This is a genomic window from Herminiimonas glaciei, from assembly GCF_042664955.1.
Classification (GTDB): domain Bacteria; phylum Pseudomonadota; class Gammaproteobacteria; order Burkholderiales; family Burkholderiaceae_D; genus Oxalicibacterium; species Oxalicibacterium glaciei.
Genome location: NZ_JBHTBU010000001.1, coordinates 1,234,240 through 1,259,912, shown reverse-complemented (window position 1 = coordinate 1,259,912; position 25,673 = coordinate 1,234,240). Strand labels below are relative to the sequence as shown.

Annotated in this window: 24 protein-coding genes; 13 read left to right on the top strand and 11 right to left on the bottom strand. The window is 55.0% G+C overall.

The window, feature by feature from the left end:
- Nucleotides 1–157: 157 nt before the first annotated feature.
- The 3 genes from ACFQPC_RS05545 to ACFQPC_RS05535 are packed head-to-tail and all read left to right on the top strand — an operon-like array spanning nucleotide 158 to nucleotide 3,728.
- Nucleotides 158–2,386 (top strand): TonB-dependent receptor, encoded by a 2,229-nt coding sequence (locus ACFQPC_RS05545; RefSeq protein ID WP_382270653.1) that lies wholly within the window; start codon nucleotides 158–160, stop codon nucleotides 2,384–2,386.
- Nucleotides 2,386–3,528 (top strand): PepSY-associated TM helix domain-containing protein, encoded by a 1,143-nt coding sequence (locus ACFQPC_RS05540; protein WP_382270651.1) that lies wholly within the window; start codon nucleotides 2,386–2,388, stop codon nucleotides 3,526–3,528. The genes ACFQPC_RS05545 and ACFQPC_RS05540 overlap by 1 nt, the downstream gene beginning before the upstream one ends.
- Before the next feature lie 2 nt (nucleotides 3,529–3,530).
- Nucleotides 3,531–3,728 carry a hypothetical protein gene (locus ACFQPC_RS05535; RefSeq protein ID WP_382270649.1) on the top strand — a complete coding sequence of 66 codons (198 nt, stop codon included), beginning with the start codon at nucleotides 3,531–3,533 and terminating at the stop codon, nucleotides 3,726–3,728.
- Nucleotides 3,729–3,765: 37 nt separating this feature from the next.
- On the opposite strand, the gene ACFQPC_RS05530 is transcribed toward ACFQPC_RS05535, so the two are convergent.
- Both ACFQPC_RS05530 and ACFQPC_RS05525 read right to left on the bottom strand, forming a co-directional pair.
- Nucleotides 3,766–4,167, bottom strand: coding sequence for a RidA family protein (locus ACFQPC_RS05530; RefSeq protein ID WP_382270648.1), 402 nt, complete (start codon nucleotides 4,165–4,167; stop codon nucleotides 3,766–3,768).
- A gap of 90 nt (nucleotides 4,168–4,257) precedes the next feature.
- Entirely contained in the window at nucleotides 4,258–5,346 is a 1,089-nt protein-coding gene (locus tag ACFQPC_RS05525; RefSeq protein ID WP_382270646.1) for an NADH:flavin oxidoreductase/NADH oxidase, read from the bottom strand.
- Nucleotides 5,347–5,450: 104 nt separating this feature from the next.
- On the opposite strand from ACFQPC_RS05525, the gene ACFQPC_RS05520 reads away from it, so the two are divergent.
- Nucleotides 5,451–5,756, top strand: coding sequence for an ArsR/SmtB family transcription factor (locus tag ACFQPC_RS05520; RefSeq protein WP_382270644.1), 306 nt, complete (start codon nucleotides 5,451–5,453; stop codon nucleotides 5,754–5,756).
- A 377-nt stretch (nucleotides 5,757–6,133) separates the two neighbouring features.
- Here the strand turns inward: ACFQPC_RS05520 and ACFQPC_RS05515 are convergent, their stop codons facing one another.
- From ACFQPC_RS05515 to ACFQPC_RS05505, 3 genes are all read right to left on the bottom strand, one after another.
- On the bottom strand, nucleotides 6,134–6,553 hold the full coding sequence (locus tag ACFQPC_RS05515) for a CBS domain-containing protein (protein ID WP_382270642.1): 420 nt from the start codon (nucleotides 6,551–6,553) through the stop codon (nucleotides 6,134–6,136).
- Between the two features lie 228 nt (nucleotides 6,554–6,781).
- Nucleotides 6,782–7,183: a low affinity iron permease family protein gene (locus ACFQPC_RS05510; protein WP_382270640.1), complete on the bottom strand. Its 402-nt coding sequence runs from the start codon at nucleotides 7,181–7,183 to the stop codon at nucleotides 6,782–6,784.
- 236 nt (nucleotides 7,184–7,419) lie between these two features.
- Entirely contained in the window at nucleotides 7,420–8,169 is a 750-nt protein-coding gene (locus ACFQPC_RS05505; RefSeq protein WP_382270638.1) for an AraC family transcriptional regulator, read from the bottom strand.
- A gap of 154 nt (nucleotides 8,170–8,323) precedes the next feature.
- On the opposite strand from ACFQPC_RS05505, the gene ACFQPC_RS05500 reads away from it, so the two are divergent.
- Nucleotides 8,324–9,493, top strand: a complete 1,170-nt coding sequence (locus ACFQPC_RS05500) for an MFS transporter (protein WP_382270636.1) — start codon at nucleotides 8,324–8,326, stop codon at nucleotides 9,491–9,493.
- 46 nt (nucleotides 9,494–9,539) lie between these two features.
- Here the strand turns inward: ACFQPC_RS05500 and ACFQPC_RS05495 are convergent, their stop codons facing one another.
- A complete protein-coding gene (locus ACFQPC_RS05495) occupies nucleotides 9,540–10,943 on the bottom strand; it encodes a hybrid sensor histidine kinase/response regulator (RefSeq protein WP_382270634.1) in 1,404 nt (467 codons plus the stop codon).
- Between the two features lie 592 nt (nucleotides 10,944–11,535).
- Here ACFQPC_RS05495 and ACFQPC_RS05490 point away from each other — a divergent pair.
- The 3 genes from ACFQPC_RS05490 (at nucleotide 11,536) to ACFQPC_RS05480 (ending at nucleotide 15,521) form a co-directional block, all read left to right on the top strand.
- Nucleotides 11,536–13,269, top strand: coding sequence for an ABC transporter permease (locus tag ACFQPC_RS05490; RefSeq protein ID WP_382270632.1), 1,734 nt, complete (start codon nucleotides 11,536–11,538; stop codon nucleotides 13,267–13,269).
- An 8-nt stretch (nucleotides 13,270–13,277) separates the two neighbouring features.
- The gene (locus ACFQPC_RS05485) at nucleotides 13,278–14,579 is read left to right on the top strand and encodes an ABC transporter ATP-binding protein (RefSeq protein ID WP_382270631.1); all 1,302 of its coding nucleotides are present in this window, start codon (nucleotides 13,278–13,280) and stop codon (nucleotides 14,577–14,579) included.
- A 123-nt stretch (nucleotides 14,580–14,702) separates the two neighbouring features.
- Nucleotides 14,703–15,521 carry a DODA-type extradiol aromatic ring-opening family dioxygenase gene (locus ACFQPC_RS05480; RefSeq protein ID WP_382270629.1) on the top strand — a complete coding sequence of 273 codons (819 nt, stop codon included), beginning with the start codon at nucleotides 14,703–14,705 and terminating at the stop codon, nucleotides 15,519–15,521.
- A 32-nt stretch (nucleotides 15,522–15,553) separates the two neighbouring features.
- On the opposite strand, the gene ACFQPC_RS05475 is transcribed toward ACFQPC_RS05480, so the two are convergent.
- Both ACFQPC_RS05475 and ACFQPC_RS05470 read right to left on the bottom strand, forming a co-directional pair.
- Entirely contained in the window at nucleotides 15,554–15,754 is a 201-nt protein-coding gene (locus ACFQPC_RS05475) for a hypothetical protein (protein ID WP_382270627.1), read from the bottom strand.
- A 94-nt stretch (nucleotides 15,755–15,848) separates the two neighbouring features.
- On the bottom strand, nucleotides 15,849–16,130 hold the full coding sequence (locus tag ACFQPC_RS05470) for a hypothetical protein (RefSeq protein ID WP_382270626.1): 282 nt from the start codon (nucleotides 16,128–16,130) through the stop codon (nucleotides 15,849–15,851).
- A 244-nt stretch (nucleotides 16,131–16,374) separates the two neighbouring features.
- Between ACFQPC_RS05470 and ACFQPC_RS05465 the strand changes: the two genes are divergently transcribed.
- The 4 genes from ACFQPC_RS05465 to ACFQPC_RS05450 all read left to right on the top strand — a co-directional run bounded on the left by ACFQPC_RS05465 (nucleotide 16,375) and on the right by ACFQPC_RS05450 (nucleotide 21,521).
- Complete coding sequence (locus ACFQPC_RS05465) at nucleotides 16,375–16,554, top strand: hypothetical protein (protein WP_382270625.1); 180 nt, start codon at nucleotides 16,375–16,377, stop codon at nucleotides 16,552–16,554.
- A gap of 146 nt (nucleotides 16,555–16,700) precedes the next feature.
- On the top strand, nucleotides 16,701–16,919 hold the full coding sequence (locus ACFQPC_RS05460; RefSeq protein ID WP_041296481.1) for a glycine zipper 2TM domain-containing protein: 219 nt from the start codon (nucleotides 16,701–16,703) through the stop codon (nucleotides 16,917–16,919).
- 192 nt (nucleotides 16,920–17,111) lie between these two features.
- A complete protein-coding gene (locus ACFQPC_RS05455; protein ID WP_382270623.1) occupies nucleotides 17,112–19,541 on the top strand; it encodes a penicillin-binding protein 1A in 2,430 nt (809 codons plus the stop codon).
- 177 nt (nucleotides 19,542–19,718) lie between these two features.
- Nucleotides 19,719–21,521, top strand: a complete 1,803-nt coding sequence (locus ACFQPC_RS05450) for an ATP-binding response regulator (protein WP_382270621.1) — start codon at nucleotides 19,719–19,721, stop codon at nucleotides 21,519–21,521.
- Nucleotides 21,522–21,527: 6 nt separating this feature from the next.
- On the opposite strand, the gene ACFQPC_RS05445 is transcribed toward ACFQPC_RS05450, so the two are convergent.
- Both ACFQPC_RS05445 and ACFQPC_RS05440 read right to left on the bottom strand, forming a co-directional pair.
- A complete protein-coding gene (locus tag ACFQPC_RS05445; RefSeq protein WP_382270620.1) occupies nucleotides 21,528–22,268 on the bottom strand; it encodes a hypothetical protein in 741 nt (246 codons plus the stop codon).
- 54 nt (nucleotides 22,269–22,322) lie between these two features.
- Nucleotides 22,323–23,888, bottom strand: coding sequence for a sensor domain-containing diguanylate cyclase (locus ACFQPC_RS05440; protein WP_382270618.1), 1,566 nt, complete (start codon nucleotides 23,886–23,888; stop codon nucleotides 22,323–22,325).
- Between the two features lie 218 nt (nucleotides 23,889–24,106).
- On the opposite strand from ACFQPC_RS05440, the gene ACFQPC_RS05435 reads away from it, so the two are divergent.
- The gene (locus ACFQPC_RS05435; RefSeq protein WP_382270616.1) at nucleotides 24,107–24,439 is read left to right on the top strand and encodes a hypothetical protein; all 333 of its coding nucleotides are present in this window, start codon (nucleotides 24,107–24,109) and stop codon (nucleotides 24,437–24,439) included.
- Between the two features lie 93 nt (nucleotides 24,440–24,532).
- Here the strand turns inward: ACFQPC_RS05435 and ACFQPC_RS05430 are convergent, their stop codons facing one another.
- A complete protein-coding gene (locus tag ACFQPC_RS05430) occupies nucleotides 24,533–25,483 on the bottom strand; it encodes a LysR family transcriptional regulator (protein WP_382270614.1) in 951 nt (316 codons plus the stop codon).
- Between the last annotated feature and the right edge of the window lie 190 nt (nucleotides 25,484–25,673).

Here is a 25,673-nt window from a genome sequence, read left to right as displayed (position 1 = left end):
AAGCATTCTATGCCCGTGCATATGCGGGTGTCTTTGCATTGTTTAATTGCGATGTCGGCTCGTCAAATTTATAATGAGAATCATTTTCATTATTGTTTGCAACTGTTTATCTCGTTGCATGCCGGCTCACTTTTCTTCAAGTACAAAGGAATCATCGATGGCTGCCCATTCCCATATCCAGGCATTTTTCAGACCCACGTTGCTGGTATGTGCATTGCAGGCGGCGCTTCCTTTCCTGGCAGGTGCAGCGCAGGCTCAAACAACTGAAGCAACTACGACGACGCAACTTGAAGCGATTACAGTAACGTCGAGTGCGGATGCATCGGCCGAAGGATTGTCGAAGCCATATGCAGGCGGACAGGTAGCAAGGGGCGGGCGTGCCGGTATTTTGGGTACGCAAGACAATATGGATACACCGTTTTCGATTACCAGCTATACAAACGAACTGATCCAGAATCAGCAGGCGCGCAGTGTTGGTGACATTCTTCAGAATGATCCATCGATACGCGTGGCGCGCGGCTTTGGTAATTTCCAGGAGTCCTACTTCATACGTGGCTTCCTTTTAAGTTCGGACAATATCGCCTACAACGGGCTGTATAGCCTGCTGCCTCGGCAATATATTTCCTCCGAATTGTTTGAACGCGTCGAAGTGTTGCATGGTGCCAGTACCTTCCTGACCGGCATTACACCGAGCGGTGATGGTATCGGCGGCACAATTAATCTGCTGCCCAAACGTGCCGGCAATGAGCCGCTTACCCAGGTAACTGCAGGCACCGCCAGCGGTTCGCAAGCATATATTGCTGCTGACGTTGCGCGTCGCTTTGGTCCGAACGACAGCACCGGTATACGTATCAATGCTGCGCATCGGGATGGTGGAACCGGGGTAGACCGGGAAAGCGTCAAGCTGGATGTGGTTTCGTTAGGTCTGGATTGGCGTAGCAGCAATGCACGCTTGTCTGCTGACATCGGTTATCAAAACCATAGACTCAATGAAACGCGTACCAATGTAGGCGTGTCTGCCGTGACTTCAGTACCGCGTGCACCTGATGCGTCAAGCAATTGGGCGCAGCCCGGCAGCTATTCTGATGAGCGCGATATGTTCGGCACAGTGCGCGGTGAATACGATATCAATCAAAATGTGACGACCTGGTTTGCCGCCGGTATGCGCAAAGGCAAGGAATCAAATTCCTTGCGGAACTTCAATTTAACAGATGCTATTACTGGTGCCGGCAATACCTACCGCTTTGATAATACCGGGGAAGAAACAGTAAAAGCAGGGGAGTTGGGCATACGCGGCAAGCTCACGACCGGTGCGGTAAAACATACGCTGGTTGCCTCTTATGCATACTTTGATTCTGAGCGAAAGAATGCATACACATACGACAATACCAATACACAAAATACAAATCTGTATAACCCTGTACTCAGCGGACTCCCTGCCTTTAGCGGCCTGGCAGTGAGCGGCGGTGATTTGGCTAATCCCAATCTGACAGCTAAAAAGACACTGACCAGCTATGCGATTGGCGACACCATGTCTTTCGCTGACGATAAGGTGCTATTGACCGTTGGTGCCCGTCATCAGACGGTGGACACCAAAGCTTTTGCCTACGGTACCTCCGCATTGACCGAAACATACAAAGCGAGTCGCGTAAGTCCTGCCGCAGGTATCGTCTACAAGGCTGCAAAGGAAGTCTCAATTTACGCCAACTATATTGAAAGCCTTAGCCCGGGTTCAACCGCACCGGCACTCGATGGTGGTCGTCCTGTGCAAAATGCAGGCCAGATTCTTGCCCCGTATGTCGCGAAACAAAAGGAAGTCGGCGTCAAATATGACGGCGGCAAACTCGGCGCTTCTGCAGTTTTATTCACCACGGATAAACCGCGTGTTTTCACAAATGCGGCAAATGTCTATGGCGCGGAAGGAAAGGATAAACACCAGGGGCTTGAATTAACGGCATTCGGCGAAGTCATGCGCGGCCTGAAAATTCTCGGCGGTGTCACCTTCCTTGATGCAAAACAAGAATCCAGCGGTAGTGCAACTACAGATGGAAAGCGTGTCATTGGTGTACCAAAAGTACAGGGTAGCCTAGGCGCGGAATGGGATGTCGCAGGTGTGCAAGGCTTCTCCGTGAACGGCCGGGTGACAGCAACAGGCAGTAGCTACGCTGACGCAGTCAATACATTGAAAGTACCTGGCTGGGCGCGCCTGGATATCGGTGCGCGTTACCTGACAGAAGTGCAAGGTAAATTGGTCACCATCCGCGCGCGTCTTGATAACGTAACTGATCGCAATTACTGGGCATCCGTCGGCGGTTCGGAAGGCAGCGGTTATCTGGTACTGGGTAACCCGCGCACCTTTAGCCTGACCGCTTCCGTCGACTTCTGATGAACGGTGGCAAACTGCGTCGCTGGGCCTGGATCCACAAGTGGTCCAGCCTGGTGTGTACCGTGTTCATGCTGCTGCTGTGTATCACCGGCTTGCCGCTGATTTTCCATCACGAGATCGGGCATCTGCTCGGTACCGAGATCGAAGCGGCGGAGATGCCTGCGAATACGCCGCGCATCAGCATGGATCGCGTGATGCAGATTGCGCTGGCCCAGCATCCTGCCAAGGTAGGCATGTTTGCATCGCAGGAGCCTGACGATGATCGTATCTGGTTCGTGACCTTGGCGACCACGCCGACTTCGGAAGTTGATATGAAGCAGGTGGCGGTGGATGCGCGTACCGGTGAAGTGCTTGGTCAGCCACCGCTAAGCAGCGGCTTCATGTACATCATGTTTTCTCTGCATGTGAACCTGTTTGCCGGCCTGGCCGGTATGCTCTTCCTCGGTTTCATGGGGATATTGCTGTTGGTAGCGATTATCTCCGGTGTGGTGTTGTACGGACCGTTCATGAAGAAGCTGGAGTTCGGTACGGTGAGGACAGAGCGTTCGACCCGGCTGAAGTGGCTGGACCTGCATAATCTGCTTGGCATCGTCACGCTGGCCTGGTTGCTGGTAGTCGGTGCGACAGGTGTCATCAATACCTGGGCCGACTTGCTGGTCAAATACTGGCAATTCGATCAAATGGCGGAGATGGTTGCGCCTTACAAAGGCAAGCCACCCATCACTGAATTGGGTTCCCTGCAAAAAGCGGTGGATGCTGCGATTGCGCTGGAGCCGGATATGAAGATGGGTTTCATCGCATTCCCGGGGACCAGTTTCAGCAGCCCGCATCATTACGGGATATTCATGCGCGGCACTGAAGCGTTGACTTCGCGCCTGTTCAAACCGGTATTGGTTGATGCGACTAGCGGTGAAGTGACAGACAGTCGTACGCTGCCATGGTATCTGACCGGCTTGCTGGTATCGCAGCCTTTGCATTTTGGCGATTACGGCGGCAGGCCGATGCAAATCATGTGGGCGATACTCGACCTGATTTCCATCGTCGTATTGGGCAGCGGCTTGTATCTGTGGATAGTGCGGCGGAAAACCAACGAAGCGCGAATGGAGAAGTTGATCCACGCGCATCAACTGGAAGCTGAATAAATATGGCGCGTAATCAAACTACCCAACGCAGCAATTTCTGGTTCGTCTGGCGCACGCCCTTGTTGCTGGCCGCACTGACTTTGTTCGGCCTGGTCACCGCACTGGTCGAGACCGGCGTCTGGCACTGGTTCGCATGGGCCGCATTGGCTGCGCCTATCGTCGTAGGGCTGTGGTACGGCTTTAAGCGTCCACGCAAATAAGTGAGGGCCGTTCGGCCCTCACTGACTACGTCAACATTCAGGGAATAATTGCAGTCACGCGGATTTCAATACGCATTTGCGGCAGTCCGAGTGCGGCCACACCCAGTTCGGTCCAGATTGGCGAGTGCTTCGGCATGTAGTGACGAAACAGCTTCACCATCGTCGCATTTACCTCCGGTGGAAAGCCGCCGACATGGTAAGAGTTAACATGGATCACATGCTCCCAGCTGGCACCGGCAGCCGCCAGCGTGCGTGTGAGATTGTCGAATGCCTTGGCAATCTCATCTTCGATGGATGCCGGGAAATTGAATTCGTCATCCCAGCCACCCTGGCCGGAAGTTTCGACACGATTACCAATTTTTACCGCTTGCGAATAATGCAGCTCCTTCAGCATGAAATCGCCATAGCCGGGAGTGATAAAGAATTCAGGCTTGCTCATGGTGCTCCTCCAGTAGGTTGTGCCGGTGCGCGGCAAGGCTGTCTTCAGCCTTGCCCCACATCAGTCGTGGGTAATTGCTTGATTGGGTGATTAATAGCGTTCCAGCCAGTGTGCATACGGTGCCGGCAAGACCCATGAAGGGCGCTCGACCTTGAGTTCCTTGGCGGCGAAGTAAGGCCAGTGCGGATTCGCGAGATGTGAACGACCGACCATCACGATATCCAGTTGCTGTTGTTCGACGACGCGCTGTGCGATCTCCGGTGTGCCAAAGCCCCAGGCGGACGAGACCGGCACGTCGGCTTCGCGTCGCACGCGTTCGGCGACCGGGCCGAGGAAGGCGGGGCCCCACGGAATCGAAGTTTCCGGAATCGTAAATCCGATGCTGACGCTGATCATGTCCATGCCGGATTTTTTGAATTCACGGACCAGGCCGATTGATTCGAGCAAGGTTGCTTCATCGCGGCCGTCATATTCAAGGACGCCAAAGCGTACCGTCAGCGGCAGGTTTTCCGGCCAGACGGCACGCACTGCACGCAAGGTTTCCAGCAGGAAGCGCGCACGGTTTTCGGCGTTGCCACCATAAATGTCGGTACGCTGGTTGGAATGGGCGGAGAAGAAAGTCTGCGCCAGGTAGCCATGCGCGAAATGCAGTTCCAGCCATTCGAAGCCGACGTCACGCGCACGTACTGCCGCGTCAACGAAGTTTTGTTTTACGCGGGCAATATCATCCAGCGTCATCGCACGTGGCACTTTCGGCAAACCTTTGCCGTAGGCGAGGGCGGATGGTGCAATCGTTTGCCAGCCGCGTGGGTCACCTTCAGCAATATGGTCATCGCCTTCCCATGGAAGGTTGGCGCTGGCCTTGCGTCCGGCATGTGCGATCTGGATCCCGGGCACAGAACCGGCGGCCTTGATGGCTTGCACGATAGGTGCAAAAGCTTGCGCCAGCCCATCATTCCAGATGCCTGTGCAGCCTGGGGTAATACGGCCTTCAGGCGCTACCGCGGTTGCTTCAACGATCACCAGGCCGGCACCGCCACGCGCCAGGCTGGTGTAATGGGCTTGATGCCAGTCGTTAACACGACCGTCAACCGCCATGTACTGGCACATGGGCGGGATGGCGATACGGTTGCGCAGGGTGACGTCTTTGAGTGTGTATGGCTGGAATAGGGCGGACATGGCTACCTTTGATAAGTTGTTAGTGTTGCGTGTTTGTTTGCTTCGTTAGTTCGTATATATACGAACAATGGAATTAGTATAGCTGAAAGTGTATGATGTTGCTTATGCGTCCCTTTAAGCATCCCGCAGCCAGTGAATTCTCCCTCGAACGTGTCCTGTACGCCTTGAGTGATTCCATACGGCTGGACATCGTGCGGCATCTGGCCCGCGTTGATGCTGCATCCTGCGGCGAACTGGATGGCGGACGTCCAAAATCCACCGTATCCCATCACTTCAAGGTCTTGCGCGAGTCCGGCCTGGTGTACACGGAAAATACCGGCACCATGCATATGAATACGCTGCGCCGTGCCGATATTGAAAGCCGCTTTCCCGGCTTGCTGGACGCCATACTGGCGCAACACATTTCCTGATATTTGCTGAATGTTTTGAGTTGATTGCTGTTGGGGAGACGCTTGCCACTTGCTGACTGGCGGGCCTGAAGCAACTGCTTTCCGAAACCGGGGATGCTGCATTTGATTTCGGAGGTGGGGAATTGGTACCGGTATATTTTCGAACCGCCGGCTCCGGTGATGTGAGAAGAATATTATCGGAATGCCAAAATTAATGATGTCGGCGCATGCTTCGACTTCGTGTAAGAAAGCAGGAAGTGTTTAATCTTGCCGTGTCAGTTAAGTGTTTGCGAAATTTATTCAGCCTTTGTGTGCCATGAAAAAATGAATAAGGGATCGCGAGCCGCCTGCGCGTGCGGAGCGATCCCTGGATTAAATGTCCTGAATTTCACGCAGGATCAGGCCGGCTCTGAAATCTCGGACAATGTTTCGCCCACCACTTCAAACTCGGAACTTTCGACTGCGACATCACCGATGGCAACGATGCCGACCAGGCGTTTCTGGCTGTTGACGATAGGCAGCCTGCGTACCTGATGCTGCGACATCAGGCGCACGCCCTCAGCCAGGCTGGAGTCTTCGAAGGCCCAGACTATGCCTTTGGTCATCACATCGCGAACCTTGGTTGAAGAGGGTTTTCCTTCTGCCACGGCACGGATGACAATATCGCGATCCGAGATCGAACCTATCATCCTGTCGTTTTCATGGACCGGCAGCATGCCAAAGTTTCCTGCCTTCATTTTCTTTGCCGCATCCTGGATCGTGGCCTCAGGGCTTATTACCTGGACATCAGGTTTCATAAATTCTTTTAAGGTAGCCATTTCTGATTCCTTTCGATAGATAGTCATACGTATTCCCCTGCCACATCAGCGACGGGGGAAGGCTGGGACATCAGCAAGAAAGCGCTGTATAGCGCCATCCAATACCAATACTCTCAATGTAACGAACTCTCGAAGGATAGTGAGTCAGTGCGCGCCGCGATGCCACGTAAGAAATAGGGAGGCTATAGAAAGCAGCAGATCCCGGATGTGTTCCCGCAGGCAAAGTTTCTAAGCTTTGTTGCCCTTGCTGTCTTCGGGCGGCATACCTTCCATGCCGGTGGTGTGGCCGATTTTTTCAAATTCATTCCGCAAGCGTTGAAGGTCTTCGTCGCAGAGGTTTTCAATGTTGACCATTTTCGTACGTGCTCCGTCGAGCGCACGTATCAGTTCATCCAGTTTGAGTTGCGTCGCCTTGGCTTCGCGGTTTTGCGAGCTCTGGATGAGGAACACCATCAGGAAGGTGGTGATGCTGGTGGCAGTATTGATGATCAGTTGCCAGGTGTCCGAGTAATCAAAGAGCGGGCCGCTGATGACCCATGCCAGCACTACCAGCAATGCCAGCAGGAAGGCCCAGTATGAGCCGACACCGTTCGAGCAGTTAATCGAAAATCTACGGAATAGCTCCGACATATTGTTCTCCTCTTGGGGGCAAGACAGGGACTTTAATGGTTGGCCATCGGATACAGAAGGAATAAGTTGGATGGGATGGCGCTGACTGGGGCGTGCCGAATAATTGAAAATGATCTTAGCACCAGGATCAAACTCAAATATTTGCATTCTGCAGTCAGAAATTCCTTACACGCCGCCAGGTGTTTCTGTGCGCCAAGAATGTGTGCCGGCGTCATTCCCGGGCAGTGGTTTGAGCTTTATGACGCGTCTGGTCCCGAGCGGCGCATCATTTCGCTCGGCGTCATGCCCATGATTTGCCGGAAGGCGTGGCCGAAGGCGGCGACGCTGCTGAAGCCGAGTTGCAGTGCAACGTGCTTGATCGATGTTTGTCCGTTGCCGAGGGCTTCAACCGCCGCCATGATGCGTGCGCGTTGTCGCCACTCCTTGAAGGTCAGGTTGGTTTCAGCAGGAAACAGGCGGGTGATGGTGCGTGCCGATGCACCTGCGGTGTAGGCCAGTAATTCCAGTTCGCTGTCATTCGACGGATCTGCGAGGATCATGTCTGCCACCCGGCGTGCACGCGCATCATTCGGCATTGGCATGAAAGTCGTCGCATCTTCGTCCTCGGCGAGTTCAAACAGCGCCAGCTCCATCAACAGTGCGAGGCGGCGCGGATGCGAGCCCGGCTTGAAAGCAGCCAGTATAGTTTCGCGCAGCAGTGGACCGACTGTCGCGACAAATTCTGATTCCAGTCGCGGTGCTTCCGGATGCAATGCCAGCTTGTCGGCGGGAATGAGCAAGGCGCGCATTTCGATATCTGCCAGCATGTCGACCGCGTGCTCTATGCCGGGCGGCAGCCAGACGGCGCGGGCCGGCGGCACCAGCCAGCGACCTTTGGGCGTCGTCACCTGCATCACGCCACTGGCGGCAAACAGCAGTTGCGCCTCACGATGCACATGCAGGCCGAGACGGGTGCCGCGCGGATAGAAGCGGGCGCCTATAGCCATTTATGCTCCATTACTTGCCACGACTGGTGGGCAGGGAAAGAGGTGCGGCAGTGTGCGCTGGGATAGGACATATTGGCGTGTTGGCGATGTTATTTGTCTTCCAATCGATGACTTCCCATATTAACCTAGCTGCGATCTTTCCGGAAGGCAGCTAATGAACCACCCCCGTACCGTTATTGCTTATATCAACCTCGCACACTTTATCGATCATTACGCCATGCTGGTATTCGCAGCGGCGGTCATCGTGATCGCGCCGGTATTCGGCATGACATATGGCGAACTATTGCCATATGCGACACCCGGTTTTGTGGCTTTCGGTGCCGGCTCATTGCTGACCGGCTGGCTCGGCGATCGCTGGAGTCGACGCCACATGATGGTGATTTTTTTCATCGGCATTGGTGCCGCGATGATGGCAGTGGGCCTGACACAAACGCCGCAACAACTGGGTATCGCCTTGTTGGCAGTCGGTTTGTTCGCTGCGATTTACCATCCGGTCGGCACTGCGATGCTGGTCGCACATGCGGAGAAACTGGGGCGTGAAGTGGGCGTCAACGGCGTGTGGGGCAATCTCGGCGTAGCGTCATCTGCCTTGATAACCGGCATCGTTTGCCAGTACCTCGGGTGGCGCTGGGCTTTCCTGTTGCCAGGTGCGGCCACCATGGTCATAGGGATATTGTTTGCTATCAAGGTCAGGCACGAAGCACGTGCCGTGCGCAAAGGGGCGCAGCAGGGCTCGGTGCGCGTCTCCAAGGATGCGATGTGGCGCGTGATCGTGGCACTGGTGATCACCATCATCGCCAGTTCGACGACATTCAACGCGTTTACCGTGGCGATGCCCAAACTGTTTGCGGAGCGTCTGTCGGGCATCACCGTGAATGCAGCATTACTGGGCGTGATCGTGGCGGGAACATATGTATTCGGCGCATTGGCGCAGTACATCATCGGTCATTTGCTGGATCGTCATTCGCTGAAGATCTTGTTCCTGCCGCTCGCGTTGACGCTGGCACCCTTGCTGTACTTCAGCGCCAGCCTGTCCGGCTTGCCGCTCATATTGATTTGCATCGGTATCGTGATCTGTATCTTTGGGCAGGTTACGGTCAACGACGCGATGATAGGTAAGTACACCAGCGATGAATGGCGGGCGCGGGCTTATTCGGTGCGTTACTTCCTCGGGTTTACGGCGGCAGGGGTGTCGGTCGGCGTGGTTGCGACCTTGCATGAGCGTGGCGGATTCGCCTTGATGCTGCAGGCTTTGGGCGGTCTGTGCGTGCTGGTGATTATCGGTGCGATTTGTTTTCCGCAGGAGCGGAAGGTGCACGGATAACGTTGTTAATGATGCGCAAACGCGTCACACGTTTGCGCAGCCTATGCTAGTGCGGCAGCCGTGGTGCAATGTAATTTACCAGGGCATCAATGGCGACCGGTTTCACCATGTAATGATCGAAACCTACGCTTGCAGCATTTATTTTATTTTCCTGCTGGCTGTATCCGCTGATCGCAATGCACAGCGGTACCGGTTTCGCCGTATGCAGACGCAACTGCCTGAGCACTTCATAGCCATCGATGCCGGGCAAGCCGATATCACACACGATGACGTCATAGATATTGTCCTTGGCCATTTCCAGCCCGGATGTACCATCGAAGGCGGATGTCAGCGTATGACCTTCCATCGTCAGTAAATCACTCAGGATTTCATTGGCGTTGGCATTATCTTCGATGAGGAGGATGCGGCAACCCTTGCTGCCGTCTGCCGGTGCATCATCTTCATTCCCATCCTTGATGAACTCGACAGCAATCGGTAGCTCTACCGTGAATTCACTGCCGAGGTCGGCACCGGCGCTATAGACGCTTACCGTACCGGCATGCATTTCCACCACGGTGCGTACCAGCGACAGTCCGATCCCGAGGCCACCTTGTGTGCGGTCCAGTGACAGCGGCCCTTGGCGGAATAACTCGAAGATGTAGGGCTGGATATCTGCGGCAATTCCCACCCCGTCATCCTTGATCACGACCTTGACGGTATCGGTCTGTAACTGCACCAGGATATCGATATGTCCATCTACAGGTGTGAACTTGGTGGCATTGATAATGAGATTGGCAAAAGCCTGTGCCAGCCTGACCAGATCACCATGGATGATGACGGGCGCATCCGGCATCGAGATGCTGAGTTGCTGCGTACGTTTATCGATGAAGGGCTGGCTGGTTTCAACCGCGCTCTCGATTATTTCCGCCAGCAGCAGTGAACGCCTTTGCAAGGTGATATTACCGGTACTGACGCGCGATGCATCCACCAGGTCATCGACCAGATGTGTCATATGGCTGACCTGGCGACTGATGATGCCGTGCAGTTTGGGCAGGAGGGGGTGGGCGTTTGAAATCTTGCCCATCAAGTCCGCCGCCATCGCAATAGGAGCCAAAGGATTGCGCAGTTCGTGCGCCAGCATGGAGAGGAATTCGTCTTGGCGATGCTTGGCGGATTCAGCCTTGGCCTGCAAGTCCTGTGCACCGGATGCGGCCAATGCCAGGTCCTGGTTTGCCTCGCGCAACTGGACCACCAGGGCTTCGAGCACATGCTTGCTTTGCGTTGCTTCGTGCAGCGCGCCGCCCTGGGTTAACAAATCGGCGGTTTTTTGACGCAGCTGTTCTGCTTCGCGGTCGATACGCTTCAGCAAACCGGCGATGGTCTGCCTGAATTGATCTGCTTCGGGGGAGGTGTCGCTGTCGTCGGCGACGGAGGGGCCACGCAGGGCCATGTTTTGATTACCATCTTGCATAAGTAGAACCCGGCGCCCAGTGAGATTGCCTGATTCTGTCAAATGACAGATCGGAAGCTATTATTTTTTCTTCAACATACTCCTGTTTGCCCTTGATTGTTATCTTTAATTTTTATTTCTCGCGATTGTCAGCAGATGCAAGCGGATTCGGGGTGATGCAATTACTTTCCGCGCAGATTCACCAGGCGCTGGAAGAAAGCGTGGCTTGGTGGTAAAGTGCGACGATTATTTTGCTATGGGGTTCCAGAATGGGCTGTTCCAGTTGTAGTTCTCACACAGGCAGTACACTGGCAAGGTAGCCCACGATCCTCATCGCTACCTTGCCGCAATGGCGGGTAGTGGCTTGCAAGACAAACGGTCCTCGTTTGTTCTTTCTCTACTCCCTTTCGTTTATATAGTTTGCCCTTGCGTTGGCCGTGTCCACCGTCTAGGGCTTGACTGCGTTGTATCTGGCTAATGCCGGGACTGATTGCTTTTGCTGAACACCGCTGGCGAAGTATTTAAGCGTGTTGTCACATTGAGCTGTCATCCTGCGGGAAACACGCACTTTCCTGCATACCAGGCCGGATACCCATGAATACAAGGTTTTAATATGTTCGAGTCGCTCGCTCCTCGCAGGACAGACCGCTCCCTGCTGGCGATTTCACCGAATCGCTGGGATTGGGCCTTGCTGCCGCTGGTACTGTCGGTACTGGTGGCGGTCGGCTTTGGCGCCATGCAGATGGCACGACCCTTTGTGGTCGGCGAAGCCACGCCTATCTCACTCGATCCATCCAATCTTCCTTATTATTTGTTGCGCACTATCTTGCGCATGTTTATCGCGCTCGGCTGCGCCTTGTTGTTCAGCTTTGTGTTTGCGGCGATTGCGGCGAAGTATCGCGCCGCCGAGAAGGTGATGATCCCGACACTGGATATCCTGCAGTCGGTGCCTATCCTTGGTTTCCAGGCGATTGCGATTGCACCTTTCATCGCCTTTTTTCCCGGCAGTCTGCTGGGTGTCGAATGCGCGGCGATATTCGCGATCTTTTCTTCGCAGGCATGGAATATGGCCTTCAGCCTGTATCAGTCGATCCGTACCGTGCCGTCGGAATTGAATGAGGCGGCGCGCGTGTTCCGCCTGTCCGGATGGCAGCGCTTCTGGCGGCTGGAGTTGCCGTTTGCGATGCCGGGCTTGTTGTGGAACATGATGATGTCGATGTCCGGCGGCTGGTTTTTCCTAGTCGCGGCTGAAGCGATTTCGGTCGCCAACCAGGACATTAAGCTGCCCGGCATCGGTGCTTATATCGCGGTGGCGATAGAAGAAAAGAATTTGCATGCGATCTTGTGGGCGATAGGCGCAATGCTGGCTGGCATTGTGTTGTACGACCAGCTATTCTTCCGTCCCTTGCTGGCGTGGGCCGACAAATTCCGCTTTGAAGAATCGCAAGGCGAGACAGAACAACGTTCATGGCTGTTGAACTGGGGTCGTCGCAGCCGCTGGATGCGCGCCGGTACCGATCGCATGTGGGCGCTGTTGCGCAGCACGCTGGGTTGGTTCAGCGTGTCCTATGACGGCACTGCGCCACGCGCCAGTGCACGCGCCATCAATCCGGTGTGGATGCGGGTGTGGAATGTATTGCTGCTGGTCGCCGCCTGCCTGGCGGTGTATCGCCTCGGGATTTTTGTACATAGCGAAGTCGGCTGGGCCGAAGTCGGGCATGTGCTGTGGTTGGGTGTGATTACGCTGACACGTGTCTTGTTGCTGATTGCGCTGGCCTCGTTGGTGTGGGTGCCGATTGCGGTATGGATAGGTTTGCGTCCGAAGTACTCGCAAAGGGTGCAGGGCCTGGCGCAATTCCTCGCGGCGTTCCCGGTGAACCTGATGTTCCCGCTGGTGGTGTACCTGCTGCTGACGATGCAATTGAACCCGAATATTTGGCTCAGTCCCTTGATGGTCTTCGGCACGCAGTGGTACATCCTGTTCAATGTGGTGGCCGGTGCATCGACGATCCCGAATGAATTGCGCCTGGCGTCCGATAATCTTGGCTTGAAAGGCTGGTTGAAGTGGAAGCGGGTGTACCTGCCTGCGGTGTTTCCCAGCTATGTCACTGGTGCCATCACGGCCAGCGGCGGTTCATGGAATGCGAGCATCGTCGCCGAATACGTGACTTGGGGTAAGACCACGCTGATCGCCGATGGCCTTGGCAGTTACATCAAGCAGATGACCGATGCCGGCGATTTCCATCGCATTGCGCTCGGCATAGGTGTGATGTGCATATTCGTAATGTTGTTGAACCGATTTTTCTGGCGCAAATTGTATTTGCTGGCAGAAGACCGTAGTCGTTAGGAGGCAGGATGAGCCGGAATGTATTGATTGAATTGAAGGGCGTCGACAAATCCTTCCAGACCGCGGACGGTACGCCGAGCAGCGTGCTGGAGCAGGTGGATTTCACCCTGGTTGAAGGCGAGATCGTGGCTTTGCTGGGTAAGTCCGGCTCGGGCAAGTCGACCCTGTTGCGCCTCATGGCTGGCCTGATCCCGGCCGATAGCGGTAGCGCGACGTATCGCGGCAAGAATATCTACGGCCCGGTGGCCGGCATTGCGATGGTGTTCCAATCCTTTGCCTTGTTCCCGTGGCTGACGGTGCAGCAAAACGTCGAGCTCGGACTGGAAGCGCAAGGCGTGCCACCGGACGAACGGGAAAAACGCGCTGATGCAATGCTCGACCTGATCGGCCTGGCCGGTTTCGGTGGCGCGTTGCCGCGTGAATTATCGGGTGGCATGAAGCAGCGCGTCGGTATTGCCCGCGGCCTGGTGACGGGGCCGGATGTGTTGCTGATGGATGAAGCTTTCTCCGCCCTCGATGTGTTGACGGGTGAAACCTTGCGCGACGATATCCTTGAGATGTGGGAAGAGAACCGTATCCCGACCAAGGGCATCCTGATCGTGTCGCACAATATCGAAGAAGCCGTGATGATGTCTGATCGCATCCTGGTGCTGTCGAGCAGCCCGGGGCGCATCCGTAGCGAAATCAGGATCGATTTGCCGCGTCCGCGTAATCCGGATTCGGCCGAGGTGCGCGCCCTGATCGATGAAGTGTATGCACTGATGACAATGCGCACGCCGCAGGAAGTCACGACGGGGGCGGCCTTGCAGGCGCACCTCAGCTATCGCCTGCCGGAAACCGATGTTGCACATATCGAAGGCGTACTCGATTTGCTGGCGGCACCACCATTCAATGGTCGCGCCGATTTGCCGGAATTGACCGAAGAAGCGAAGCTGCCGGATGAAGAATTGTTCCCGACCTATGAAGCACTCGGCTTGCTGGGCCTGGCGCAGGTAGAGAAGGGCGATATCACCTTGACCGCCCTCGGACATAGCTACGCGCAAGCCGCGCACATGCGCCGCAAGGAAATATTCGGCCAGCAGCTGTTGACACATGTGCCGTTGGCGACGCATATACGGCATAGCCTCGAACGTGAGGTTACCGGCTCCTTGTCGGAGAAGCGCTTCCTCGATTCGCTGGAAGAGTTCCTCAAGGAAGAAGAAGCCAAGCGCGTACTGGAAGTCGTGGTCGAGTGGGGTCGTTACGGCGAAGTCTATGAATACGACTATCACACAGGCCAACTCAAATTGCCGGAAAACGACGCAGAGTAAGCAGGTCTGTTCATATGCCAACGGGTGAAAACGTGCAGGCACAGTGATTCCTGATGCATCGCCAGCAAAAAAATCGCAGCGGCAGCACAATAGTGGCTTGATTTACTGCGACAGGATATTCCCATGAGCGACGCCACCCGTGTACCGACTTTCTTCATTCCGCATGGCGGCGGTCCGTGCTTTTTCATGAATTGGCCGGGCGACCCGCATATGTGGGATCGCATGGCTGATTTCCTGCGCAATATGCATCAGGAAGTCGGCAGCAAACCCAAGGCCATCCTCGTGATTTCCGGCCATTGGATGGAAGATGAATTCACCGTAATGACAACGGCGCAACCGCCGCTGATTTACGATTACTACGGTTTTCCTCCGCATACCTATGAATTGACTTACCCGGCACCGGGTGCGCCGGCAGTGGCGCAGCGCGTCGTTGATTTGTTGACGGCTGCCAGGATCCCGGTGAAAACCGATAGCCAGCGCGGCTATGATCACGGTGTGTTTATCCCGTTCAAGCTGATTTATCCGGATGCCGATATCCCGGTCCTGCAACTCTCGATGAAGAAGACGCTGGATCCGGCCGAGCATTTGCGCGCCGGTGCCGCCTTGCAGCAATTGCGCGATGAAGGTGTGCTGATCGTCGGCAGCGGCATGAGTTTCCACAATATGCGCGGCTTCAGCCCGGCCTTTACCGAGCCATCCAAACGTTTCGACGATTGGCTTAGCGCCAGCATAGCCGCGCCCAGCGCACAGCAGCGTGACGCCTTACTGCAAGAATGGGAAAAAGCGCCGGATGCGAAACTGACGCAACCGCACCCGGATCATTTATTGCCGCTGATGGTGGCGGCAGGTGCCGCCGGTGACGACATAGGGCGCAAGATATTTGAAGACAAGGTGATGAATGTGGTCGTGTCCGGCTATGTATTCGGCGGACAGACAGCCTGACGAATGTCAGGCTTTACTTGAGCACTGGCTGATTAAGCGTGCGCAGGGCTGGCTGTCTTGAAGTTGCTTTGGCCGAGATCAAGCGACATCAAGGCCTGGATTTCCGGGCTTTTGGACTGGTCGGCAGGTTGTTTGCTGTAGGTTGCTGCGAAAGCGGCTTCTGCTGCACTGCGTTCCATGCCATTTTTTACCAAAGCCTTGATCCAGCGCTCGCGCCAATAGTTTGAACTCATGCTTACTTCCTTAATTTAATTAGTGTCCTAAGTATACTTCCGACAGCTGTCGGCAACAATATGGCGGGCATTCTACCAAAGGATGGGAAAACTGCTAACGACGGCGGTCAATAAAATCGCGCGCAATCATCATCCCGCCTTGCAGGCATTGTGCCGGTGTCAAAAAACAGTGTTCGGTGGCCACATCCAGCTCACGGAAGCCGATGGAAAGCTGCTCGGTAACGACGATGCGCGGGGCATACATGCAAACGGCCGGATCTTCGTAACGTGACGCGCCGGAGATTTCGACCAGGATTTTCCAGCCTTTGTAGACTTCGCGCCGCGATTCCATGATGGCCTGGTCGACGGCCGAGGCCTGATATTGTGTGATGCTCATAATGCAAACCTGAATACGGTGGTGATGCCTGATTATAGCTAGCTATATTTAAACGTATATAGCGAAATGCGAATTATTTGTACAAAATCCTGCCCGGCTTTATTTGTCGACAACCCGCCTGTCTTGTTGTCCCTTCCTCTGTTCCTACGCAAATCATCTGCATTGTCTGATAGCAAAGCCCATCCCGTTTCCCTAGGATAGAGGCAGGCAACGCATAGTGCCTCTTATTGCAAAGGAGAATCAAATGCCGCGCGGTGATAAATCATCATATACAGACAAGCAAAAACGCCAGGTCAAACATATAGAAGAAGGCTATCTGGAGCAGGGCTTATCGAAAGAGGAAGCCACCCGACGTGCCTGGGCCACGGAAAACAAGATTTCCGGTGGCGGCAGGAAATCCGGTTCGGGCCGTAAAAGACATTAGAAGCAGCAGTTTTTATTGAAGCAGGGCAATCATTTATATTTGATTGGGCCGCAAGGGAATCTTTCGGCGGTATCCGCTGTCAGTGACAGGTAATCAACTTTTTGCCCACCCGTTTTAGTCGCTATTACTACCTAGAGGTCTTATTAATGAAAATGATGCAAAGAATTGCCGGTACCGCTGTGATTGCAGTCGTGGTCTTGAGTCTTACCGCTTGCAGCGGCATGTCACGTCGTGACCGGAATATGGTGACCGGTGCCAGTATCGGCGCGGTCGGTGGTGCCATCCTGACCGGTGGCAGCACGCTCGGCACCGTAGGTGGCGCGGCGGTTGGCGGCGTCATCGGTAATGAAATAGGCCGGAGATAAGCCCCGCCTGCAAGATTTGCAGGCGTAAACTTCGTGTATGGTAACGGCCCGCATTAGCGGGCCTTGCTGTATGTGCTGCTGCCACAGGGTATGTATAAAAAGAATGTATTTCTAGCAAGATAACAATTGGTTTCAACTTAAATGCTCAATGCCTGCTAAAGTTGCGACGCCAAGACTTAATAGGGGATCGCGTTGCGGTTTTTCTCGTACATTTCATCACAGTTTGTTGCCTGGTCTGAACGACCAACCAATATCAAGCTCCGCCAAGCAGCCATCGCCGGCTTCATCGCTTCCATCTTCGTAGCCATCCTGGGCGTCGCTTACACGCTGCTCTTTATCGTGCCGAATTTGCCGTCTATCGATGCGCTGACTGACTACAAACCCAAGATTCCACTGCGTGTGTATACCGCCGATAAGGTCCTGATCGGCGAATTCGGCGAAGAGCGCCGCGACTTCGTATCGGTAGCGAACATTCCTGCCAGCATGAAGAACGCGATTATCGCGATCGAAGACAATAATTTCTATGAGCATGGCGGCGTCGACGTGCTGGGTGTTGTGCGGGCAGGTCTCGCCAACCTGGTGCGCAGCCGTTCGCAGGGCGCATCGACCATTACCATGCAGGTGGCGCGTACCTTCCTGCTGACGCGTAAGAAGACTTACAGCCGCAAACTGCAGGAAGTGATCCTTGCATACCGGATCGAAAAGAACCTGACGAAAGACCAGATTCTCGAGTTGTATATGAATCAGATCTACCTGGGTGAACGTGCTTACGGTTTCGGCAGCGCCGCCCGTATATATTTCGGCAAACCGATCCAGGACCTGACGATTGCAGAATCGGCGATGCTGGCAGGTATTCCGAAGGCGCCGGCCAGTGCCAACCCGGTGGTCAATCCGAAACGTGCGACCGAACGCCAGCAATACATCCTCAAGCGCATGCATGAATTGAAGTTCATTACCGATGAACAGTACAAACATGCCGCAGCGGAAAAACTGAATGTGCTGCCGGATGGCAATCGCTTCCGCACCCATGCCGAACACGCAGCGGAAACCGTGCGCCAGTTCATGTACGCACAGTACAAAGACGAGACTTACACCAGTGGATTTACTGTCTATACCACGCTGACCAAGGCGGATCAGGATGCCGCCTATGATGCGGTGCGCCGTGGCGTGCTGGATTACGACCGTCGTCATGGTTATCGCGGTCCCGAAGGTTCGATAGATTTACCCAAGGATGCCGAAGATCGCCAGCAGGCTATCGACGATACCCTGGTCAAGTATCCGGATAGCGATGACTTGCGTGCAGCGGTAGTGACCGAAGCGACGCCCAAGCTGATACGTGCCGAGTTGTTGTCCGGTGAATCGGTGGAGATTACCGGTGAAGGTTTGCGCTTTGCCGCTGCTTATCTGTCCGAGAAAGCGACGGCACAAAAGAAATTGACACCGGGTTCCGTGATCCGTGTGGTGCAGGACAGCAAGAAGAAGTGGGCGATTTCGCAATTGCCGGAAGTTGCCGCCGCCTTTGTCGCGGTCAACGGCCAGGATGGTTCGATACGCGCTTTGGTCGGTGGTTTTGACTTTGCATTGAACCAGTTTGACCACGTCACGCAAGCCTGGCGCCAGCCGGGTTCGACTATCAAGCCTTTCGTTTATTCAGCTGCCCTGGAAAAGGGATTCTCGCCGGGTACGCTGATCAATGATGCGCCGCTGGCCGAAGACAGCGATTCGGAGCAGGGCAGCAAAGCCTGGAATCCGGGTAATGACAATGGAAAATACGATGGTCCGGTGACTATGCGTACCGGTTTGAAGCGTTCGAAAAACCTGGTATCCATCCGCATCCTGCGCAAAATCACGCCGGCGTATGCAATTGAACACCTGACGCACTTCGGTTTCGACGCGGACAAGCAACCGTCCAACCTGACACTGACTTTGGGTACCGGTTCGGTCACACCTTTGCAGATGGCTGGGGCGTACGCGGTATTTGCCAATGGCGGTTTCAAGGTTGCGCCTTACCTGATCCAGAAAGTAGTTGATGCGCGCGGCAATGTCTTGCTGGAAGCGCAGCATCCGCAGGCGGGTGATGAAACCGCGCGTGCGATCGATCCGCGCAATGCCTTCATTACCGATTCGATGATGCGCGATGTCGTGCGTTCCGGTACCGGCTATCTGGCCAGCCAGCGCCTCGGACGTAATGACCTCGCCGGTAAAACCGGTACTACCGATAATGCGATGGATGGCTGGTTCGCCGGTTACGGTCGCGATATCGTTGCCGTTGCATGGATGGGTTACGACAAGCCACGCTCTTTGGGTAGCCGTGAATTTGGTGGCACCCTGGCCTTGCCGATCTGGATCGACTATATGCGCACCGCCTTGCGCGGCAAACCGGAGATGGCGAAGGTCGCTCCGCCGGGTGTCACGCAAGTCGATGGTGACTGGTCGTATGACGAATACGTCAATGGCGATTCGGTCAAATCGCTGGATGTGGAAGAGCAGAAGGGCTTCTGGGAGCGTATGTTCAATCCCGGCCCAAGCACCGAGCCTCAGACCCAGCCGCAAAATCCATCAGCGCCGCCTAGTCCGGAAGACAAAGAGAAGAAACGTCTCGACGAGCTGTATCGCGGTTAAACATATCCATCCTTTCACCCCGGGCAGGCAAGCTTCTGCCCGGGGTGATGTCTTCCCCTCTGTCTGCTCCACCCAGGCCAGCATCGCGCCTGCCGTCAACACGCGTCATCCACGCACAGCCGCAGATACGACTAAAGTCTTATGTGCGGAACATTGTTTTGTGTAAAACTCGGCAACATGACGCTTACCGACCAAGACCCGATTCCGCACGCAGATGAGATTTTTATCGCCCAGATGGCGATATTGCGACGTAATTTTCCATTCGCCTTGTTCGGTTCCTTGCTGACCGCCGGACTGGTTGTGATCGCGCTGTGGGATGTACTGTCGCAACGCGAGTTGTTGCTGTGGCTGGGCATGAACGTGCTGGTGCTGGGCTTGCGTATCGCGCTCCTGCGCACTTACCAGCCGCAGGATTTATCTGCGCTGCGGCGCTGGAGCCGGCGCATGCTGTGGTCGACCGGACTGGCCGGTATCGTGTGGGGACTGCCTTATGCATATTGGTTGTTCCAGGCACCGTTCGAATACCAGATGTTCATGATTATCGGTTTGCTGACGCTGGGGACCGGTGCGATTTACGCCTACTGCATCTACATGCCACTCTTGCTGGCATTTGAAATCCCGTATTTTTTTCCGCCTTTCCTCGCCCTCGGCCTGGATCCGGATACCTTGCACCATGTGTTGGCGCTGGCCGGCATGCTGTATCTATTGGTCACGCTGGCTTTCGCATTGCGCATGTACAGGACGCAACGTGATTCGCTGCAAATGCGTTTTGAAAATCGTGATTTGCTGGCGCGACTGGCGATTGAAAAGGAAGCGGCCGAACGCAGCAAGGAGAGTGCGGATCGCAGCAACCAGGCGAAGTCGCAATTCCTCGCCGCCGCCAGCCACGACTTGCGGCAACCGGTGCATGCGCTGAGCCTGTATGTTGGTGTATTGCGCGAACAAAGCCTGAATGCAAAAAGCCGGCAACTGGTGGACCACATTGAACGTGCAACTGCGGCGATGGGGCGCCTGTTCGATGGCTTGCTGAATATTTCACGGTTGGATGCGGGGGTGATCCGTCCGCGTTTACGACATTGTTCACTGACCGCCTTACTCGATCAATTGCAACTGGAATATGCGCCGCGTGCGGCAGCCAAGTCCTTGTTATTGCGCTTGCATCGCGGCGCGGTGCCTGCCGTCTATTCGGATCCGGTCTTGCTGGATCGCATCTTGCGCAACCTGGTTGATAACGCGATACGGCATACGCAAAGCGGCGGTGTCTTGATCGCTTGTCGCCGGCGCGACAAGTTTGTGCAAGTCGAAGTGTGGGATACCGGGGTTGGTATTGCAGCCGCCGATCAGGACAAGATTTTCATGGAGTTCCATCAGGTCGGCAATCCGGAACGTAACCAGAGCAAGGGCCTGGGCCTCGGACTGGCGATTGTGCGTCGCACGGCAGATTTGCTTGGGCACCGCCTGATCCTGCATTCGCGCCCGGGTCGCGGCAGCGTCTTCAAACTCAGCGTGCCGGTGCATAGTGTGGCGGAAGGGCACGCGATGACGGCCAGCGTCAGCAAGCCTGAGCATGCGCCCGGCCTGCCATCAGGACAAACCATCTTTGTGATTGAAGATGATGAGGACAATTTGCACGGCATACGACTTTTGCTGGAAACCTGGGGCTATCAGGTAGTGGCTGCAGCCAGCGGTAATGAGATCGTGCAGGCTGCGGGTAATTGCCCCGAAGTGCCGGCGCTGATCCTGACGGATTTTCGCTTGCGCGAGCATGAAACCGGCATCGCCGTGATTGATCGCCTGCATGAAGAATATGCGGATGACAGCATCCCCGCCATCCTGATGACCGGTGACACTGATCCGCAACGATTGGCGGAAGCGACGGCACGTGGTTGGCCTTTACTGCATAAGCCGGTCGATGCGGCGCATTTGCGCCAGGTGATAAGGGAAACGCTGGTCGCCAGGGCAGCGCAGGCTCCCGCCTGATTTTTCTTACGGCAGGAAGGGCACGGATAACAGGCGCAAACCTATCGAAATCCAGCGCTCTTCGCTGCCGCTGCCAAAGCGATTGCCGTAGGTGGTATCGATTTGCACATGGTCAGGCACCAGCCAGTGGCGCACACCCAGTTGATAAAACGGCTTGCCTGCGCTTTGATCGAAAGTTTCCGCAATCAGCCAGGTACGTTCAGCCAATTGGGTCTCGGAACCCAGTCCCCAGGTCGCGCGATTGCGATTATTGGGCTTGTCATGCAGCCAGCCGACATTGGTATGCAGGACGAAGCGGTCATCCTTGAATGAAAAACTGGCGGGGACGTAGGCATACGGTGAACTCAGCAAGTGACGTTCAGTATCCGAGCGCGGCTGCATCGCATTACCAAAGGCCAGGCCTATGCCCCAGCCGTTTGGTTCCAGGGTTTTGAACAAGGTTTTACCTTGGATTACATAGCTCTGGTTTTGGGTACTGCCGTTTTGATTGATGGCGGAGCCGCCGAAGCTGACTTCCAGGTTGCCGGTGAAGTTACAGGCCGGGATGGCCCAGTATTCGGTACTACCCTTATTGCTTTTGACCCAGCTCTCGACCTGGCAAGCCTTGGCATCAACAATGCGCGCATCATCGGTAATCATCGGACGTGCCGCATGGGTATTCAGGCAGCTTGCGGCCAGGCCCAGGCCGAGCAAGGTACGCAGGGCTGGGTGACGCAGGAGCGTGAGGGTGTCCGGGGTAAAACGCATTTCTTGGTCCTTCTTGATTCTTTTACCCTCAGGTAAATTGATAGGGTGCCGCTGCTAATGCGGCGTGGCGAGTGCGACCCGTCGGCGTCCGAGGTTTTTGGCCTTGTACATGGCACCATCGGCCCGATGCAGCAAGGCTTCGCTGGTGGTGCCGGATTCCGGGTAAGTCGCGACGCCAATACTGGCAGAGATATGTGACGTCAGCGTGTCGTCCAGCACATACGGGGCGGAGATCGCTTCCACCAGCTTTTCTGCAACAAAACGTGCATTTTCCATGTGCGCACCGACCATCACCATCGCAAATTCATCGCCGCCCAGGCGTGCCACCACGTCGGAATGACGGCTATTGGTTTTCAGGCGGCTGGCGACTGCGCGTAGCAATTTGTCGCCGGCTTCATGGCCATGCTTGTCATTGACGGCCTTGAAACCATCGAGGTCGATATAGAGGATGGACAGGACAGACTTGTTGCGTTCGCACAGCGCCAGTTGCTGGCTGACGATTTCGTGGAACAAGGCCCGGTTTGCCAAACCCGTCAATACATCGTGGTTGGCCTGGTGCTGTGCCTGGTGCAGCATTTCGGATGCGCGTGCCAGCGAAGTGCCGACTTCATCTGCTTCACGCAAATGCAGTGGCGGCACTGTTACCAGTTTGCCCGCACCCAAAGCCAGTGCCGGGCCGGTCAGGCCGTGAATGGAATCGGCAATACGACCGCCGATCAGCCACGCTGCCGCCACGCTACAGGCGAGCAGGATGATGGTGGCCAGGATCAGCAGGAACAGGGTGTTGCGCAATTCATGCATGATGTCTTGCGTCGGGATGCCGATGGCGAGCGCCCAGTTCGATAGTTTGGAGCGGCTGAAGACGGTTTGCACCGCAGTACCGTCGTAGGTCACACTCTCGAACATATCTTCATTGGTGCTACGCATGCGTTTGACGATTTCCGGCACGCCTTTTTTACCGATCAGCTCGGGCCGTTTGCCGGTGCGGGCGACGATGGTGCCGGTGCTATCGAAAATAGCTGCAATCCAGCCTTCCGGTATGTGTTGCTGTTGCAGCAGCTTATCCATGCGCTCCGGTAACACCCCGGCGCTCAGGCTGAAACGGGGTTCGCGTCCGCCCGGAACCGGTACCGTGATGGCAAACAGGTTTTGCTTGGATACGGTACCAAAGAACAGGTCCGAGATAACCGGTTGCTCACTTTTGAACAATTCTTCGAGGCGGATGATTTCGGTATGCGGCGGCAGTGCGGAACCGAAGGCCTGGTGGGTATTCAGGTATTGATTGCCCTGGCTGTCCGATAGCACGATATTGATGCCATCCTGATCGCGTTGGTTTTTCAGTACTTCTTGCGCCTGGTTGTAAAAGGCGTGCAAATTGTTCGATGCGAGGTAGGGTGAGGTGGCCAGCGTAATCAGTGACGATTCGATACTGGCAAAATCCCGATCGACCACTGAAACCATGGCGCGGGCGGTACTTAAGGAGTTCAGCAGCAGTTGATCACGCGCCCGTTGATAATCATGGGTGATCAAGAGGACGGCCATCAGGGCCGCCGGCACCACGCACGCCATGACGAGTAAAACCAGCTTGGAGCGGATAGTTGGCGCGAGCTTGGTTTTCATTCTCTACGGCGGCTAAGTGGCGGTAAAAGAAGCGGGGAAGGCGGAATTTTATATCAAGTCATCTTGCGGCCCGCGATTTTATTGCCAAAAGAGAATTTGCAAGCCACTAATTTTGTTAAAGCGCAACGAACAGCCGATAATATGCGCTTTATTGCGTCGATAATATTTCCATGTGGAAATGTTGTGATGGCGTAGACAGTTTTATCAAACAAATAAAGATGAAGACGAAAATAGAAATCACCGGTTGTTTCCCGGTCCTCAATTCCCTGAATGAGCAGCAATTCATCAACGCGATAGAACCGCGCTTCATCGATATCCGTAATCCGGTGACGGGTTTGCAAATTGATCTATTTGGCAAAGTCAGCGAGCTGATTATTTCCCGGGAGCAGGGGATAGTGACGGCCGAGATTGAAATCCCGGATGACTTCCTGGCACGACACAAACTGGAGCGGGAGCAATTGGAGCAGGTGCTGGTGGCGCGCGTCAGCAAGTTGCGGCATCCGGCGACCGGTGCCATGGCGCCGGTTGAGGCGCATTTGGCGAAAGAATGAACCGGTTAAATGACCTGATAATTTAAATTCAAATTACTTAATAAGTATTTGAATTTAAATGAAATAAAATTATTTAACAATTGCCTTCCGGATTCATTTTTCGCGACGTTTCGGGATCGCATGCCCCACATAGCGCTGGAAGGTTTCGATCTGCATGAAGCTATCCGCCATCAGGTCCACCAGCGCCCTTAGCTTTCTTCCCATATAACGTTGCTGCTGATAAACGCAGTATACCGGTACTTTATCCGCATGCCAGTCCGGCAGCAGCGGGATCAAAATGCCTGCGTCGATTTCCGGCCGGGTAAAAAAATCCGGCAGCAAAACAATACCGTATCCATCTATTGCAAAGGTTTTGGTGACCCAGTAATCGTTGGTTGTCACAATGGTCCGGGGTTGGCTATGGAAGGATGCGTCCTGCGAACGCAAATGCCAACCGCCCGCGCGTGGCGAAGTCGTGAGTACGATACGCGGGTGTCGCTCCAGGTCTTCCGGACGTGTCGGCGTGCCGTTGCGGCGTAAATATTCCGGGCTGGCATACAGCCGGTAAGTGAGGTTTCCCAGCAACTTGGCCACCAGGTTCGGCTGGTTCGGCGGTTGCGAGCAAACATAGCAATCAACATTATCCGGAATGCTGGTGATTTCCTCGCCGACCAGATCCAGATGGCAGGTTACGCCCGGATAGCTATCCAGGTACAAGCCGAGGACGCGGGAAACAAAGCTGGTACTCAGGTGGTTATTGGTCAGCAGGTAGAGATCACCGCGCAATCCTTCGGACAGGTTTTGTATATCCGTCTGCGCCGTAGCGAATCCGGCATTCAAGTCCGCAATAATCCTCTCGCAATGCGCATAGAAAGCAGTGCCGGCTTCCGTCGGTGCGATGCGACGGGTGGAGCGCAGGAATAATTGCACCCCCAGTATTTCTTCCAGCTTGGCGATCTGGCGACTGATGGTCGTCTTGGGGATGCCGCCTTCGTTTTCGGCGCGCCCCAGGCTGCCGTTTCGCATCAGGAGCACGAAGGACTCAATCAGCTTGATGTCAATCATCGTGTTTCCGGCATTGTAAAAACCACTGTGCCACAAATGAAATAGACATTCCCATGAATCCCCTTATGCAGCGCTTCGAGAAAAACTATAGTGCCCCACATCTGCAAGATTGATCTGGCACCAAAGGCATTGAAATCATAACAGAGCCGGTGTGAAGTACAGAGGTCCAGGCTTGCAATAAAGGGGGTCA

Bases quoted from the DNA above. Each gene is read 5' to 3' on its own strand.
- ACFQPC_RS05460 (WP_041296481.1), top strand. From the start codon at position 16,701: ATGAAAATGATGCAAAGAATTGCCGGTACCGCTGTGATTGCAGTCGTG.
- ACFQPC_RS05480 (WP_382270629.1), top strand. From the start codon at position 14,703: ATGAGCGACGCCACCCGTGTACCGACTTTCTTCATTCCGCATGGCGGC.
- ACFQPC_RS05530 (WP_382270648.1), bottom strand. From the start codon at position 4,167: ATGAGCAAGCCTGAATTCTTTATCACTCCCGGCTATGGCGATTTCATG.
- ACFQPC_RS05430 (WP_382270614.1), bottom strand. From the start codon at position 25,483: ATGATTGACATCAAGCTGATTGAGTCCTTCGTGCTCCTGATGCGAAAC.
- ACFQPC_RS05435 (WP_382270616.1), top strand. From the start codon at position 24,107: ATGAAGACGAAAATAGAAATCACCGGTTGTTTCCCGGTCCTCAATTCC.
- ACFQPC_RS05470 (WP_382270626.1), bottom strand. From the start codon at position 16,130: ATGAGCATCACACAATATCAGGCCTCGGCCGTCGACCAGGCCATCATG.
- ACFQPC_RS05510 (WP_382270640.1), bottom strand. From the start codon at position 7,183: ATGTCGGAGCTATTCCGTAGATTTTCGATTAACTGCTCGAACGGTGTC.
- ACFQPC_RS05450 (WP_382270621.1), top strand. From the start codon at position 19,719: ATGACGCTTACCGACCAAGACCCGATTCCGCACGCAGATGAGATTTTT.
- ACFQPC_RS05540 (WP_382270651.1), top strand. From the start codon at position 2,386: ATGAACGGTGGCAAACTGCGTCGCTGGGCCTGGATCCACAAGTGGTCC.
- ACFQPC_RS05490 (WP_382270632.1), top strand. From the start codon at position 11,536: ATGTTCGAGTCGCTCGCTCCTCGCAGGACAGACCGCTCCCTGCTGGCG.
- ACFQPC_RS05500 (WP_382270636.1), top strand. From the start codon at position 8,324: ATGAACCACCCCCGTACCGTTATTGCTTATATCAACCTCGCACACTTT.
- ACFQPC_RS05515 (WP_382270642.1), bottom strand. From the start codon at position 6,553: ATGGCTACCTTAAAAGAATTTATGAAACCTGATGTCCAGGTAATAAGC.
- ACFQPC_RS05445 (WP_382270620.1), bottom strand. From the start codon at position 22,268: ATGCGTTTTACCCCGGACACCCTCACGCTCCTGCGTCACCCAGCCCTG.
- ACFQPC_RS05535 (WP_382270649.1), top strand. From the start codon at position 3,531: ATGGCGCGTAATCAAACTACCCAACGCAGCAATTTCTGGTTCGTCTGG.
- ACFQPC_RS05545 (WP_382270653.1), top strand. From the start codon at position 158: ATGGCTGCCCATTCCCATATCCAGGCATTTTTCAGACCCACGTTGCTG.
- ACFQPC_RS05485 (WP_382270631.1), top strand. From the start codon at position 13,278: ATGAGCCGGAATGTATTGATTGAATTGAAGGGCGTCGACAAATCCTTC.
- ACFQPC_RS05495 (WP_382270634.1), bottom strand. From the start codon at position 10,943: ATGCAAGATGGTAATCAAAACATGGCCCTGCGTGGCCCCTCCGTCGCC.
- ACFQPC_RS05525 (WP_382270646.1), bottom strand. From the start codon at position 5,346: ATGTCCGCCCTATTCCAGCCATACACACTCAAAGACGTCACCCTGCGC.
- ACFQPC_RS05440 (WP_382270618.1), bottom strand. From the start codon at position 23,888: ATGAAAACCAAGCTCGCGCCAACTATCCGCTCCAAGCTGGTTTTACTC.
- ACFQPC_RS05505 (WP_382270638.1), bottom strand. From the start codon at position 8,169: ATGGCTATAGGCGCCCGCTTCTATCCGCGCGGCACCCGTCTCGGCCTG.
- ACFQPC_RS05520 (WP_382270644.1), top strand. From the start codon at position 5,451: ATGCGTCCCTTTAAGCATCCCGCAGCCAGTGAATTCTCCCTCGAACGT.
- ACFQPC_RS05475 (WP_382270627.1), bottom strand. From the start codon at position 15,754: ATGAGTTCAAACTATTGGCGCGAGCGCTGGATCAAGGCTTTGGTAAAA.
- ACFQPC_RS05465 (WP_382270625.1), top strand. From the start codon at position 16,375: ATGCCGCGCGGTGATAAATCATCATATACAGACAAGCAAAAACGCCAG.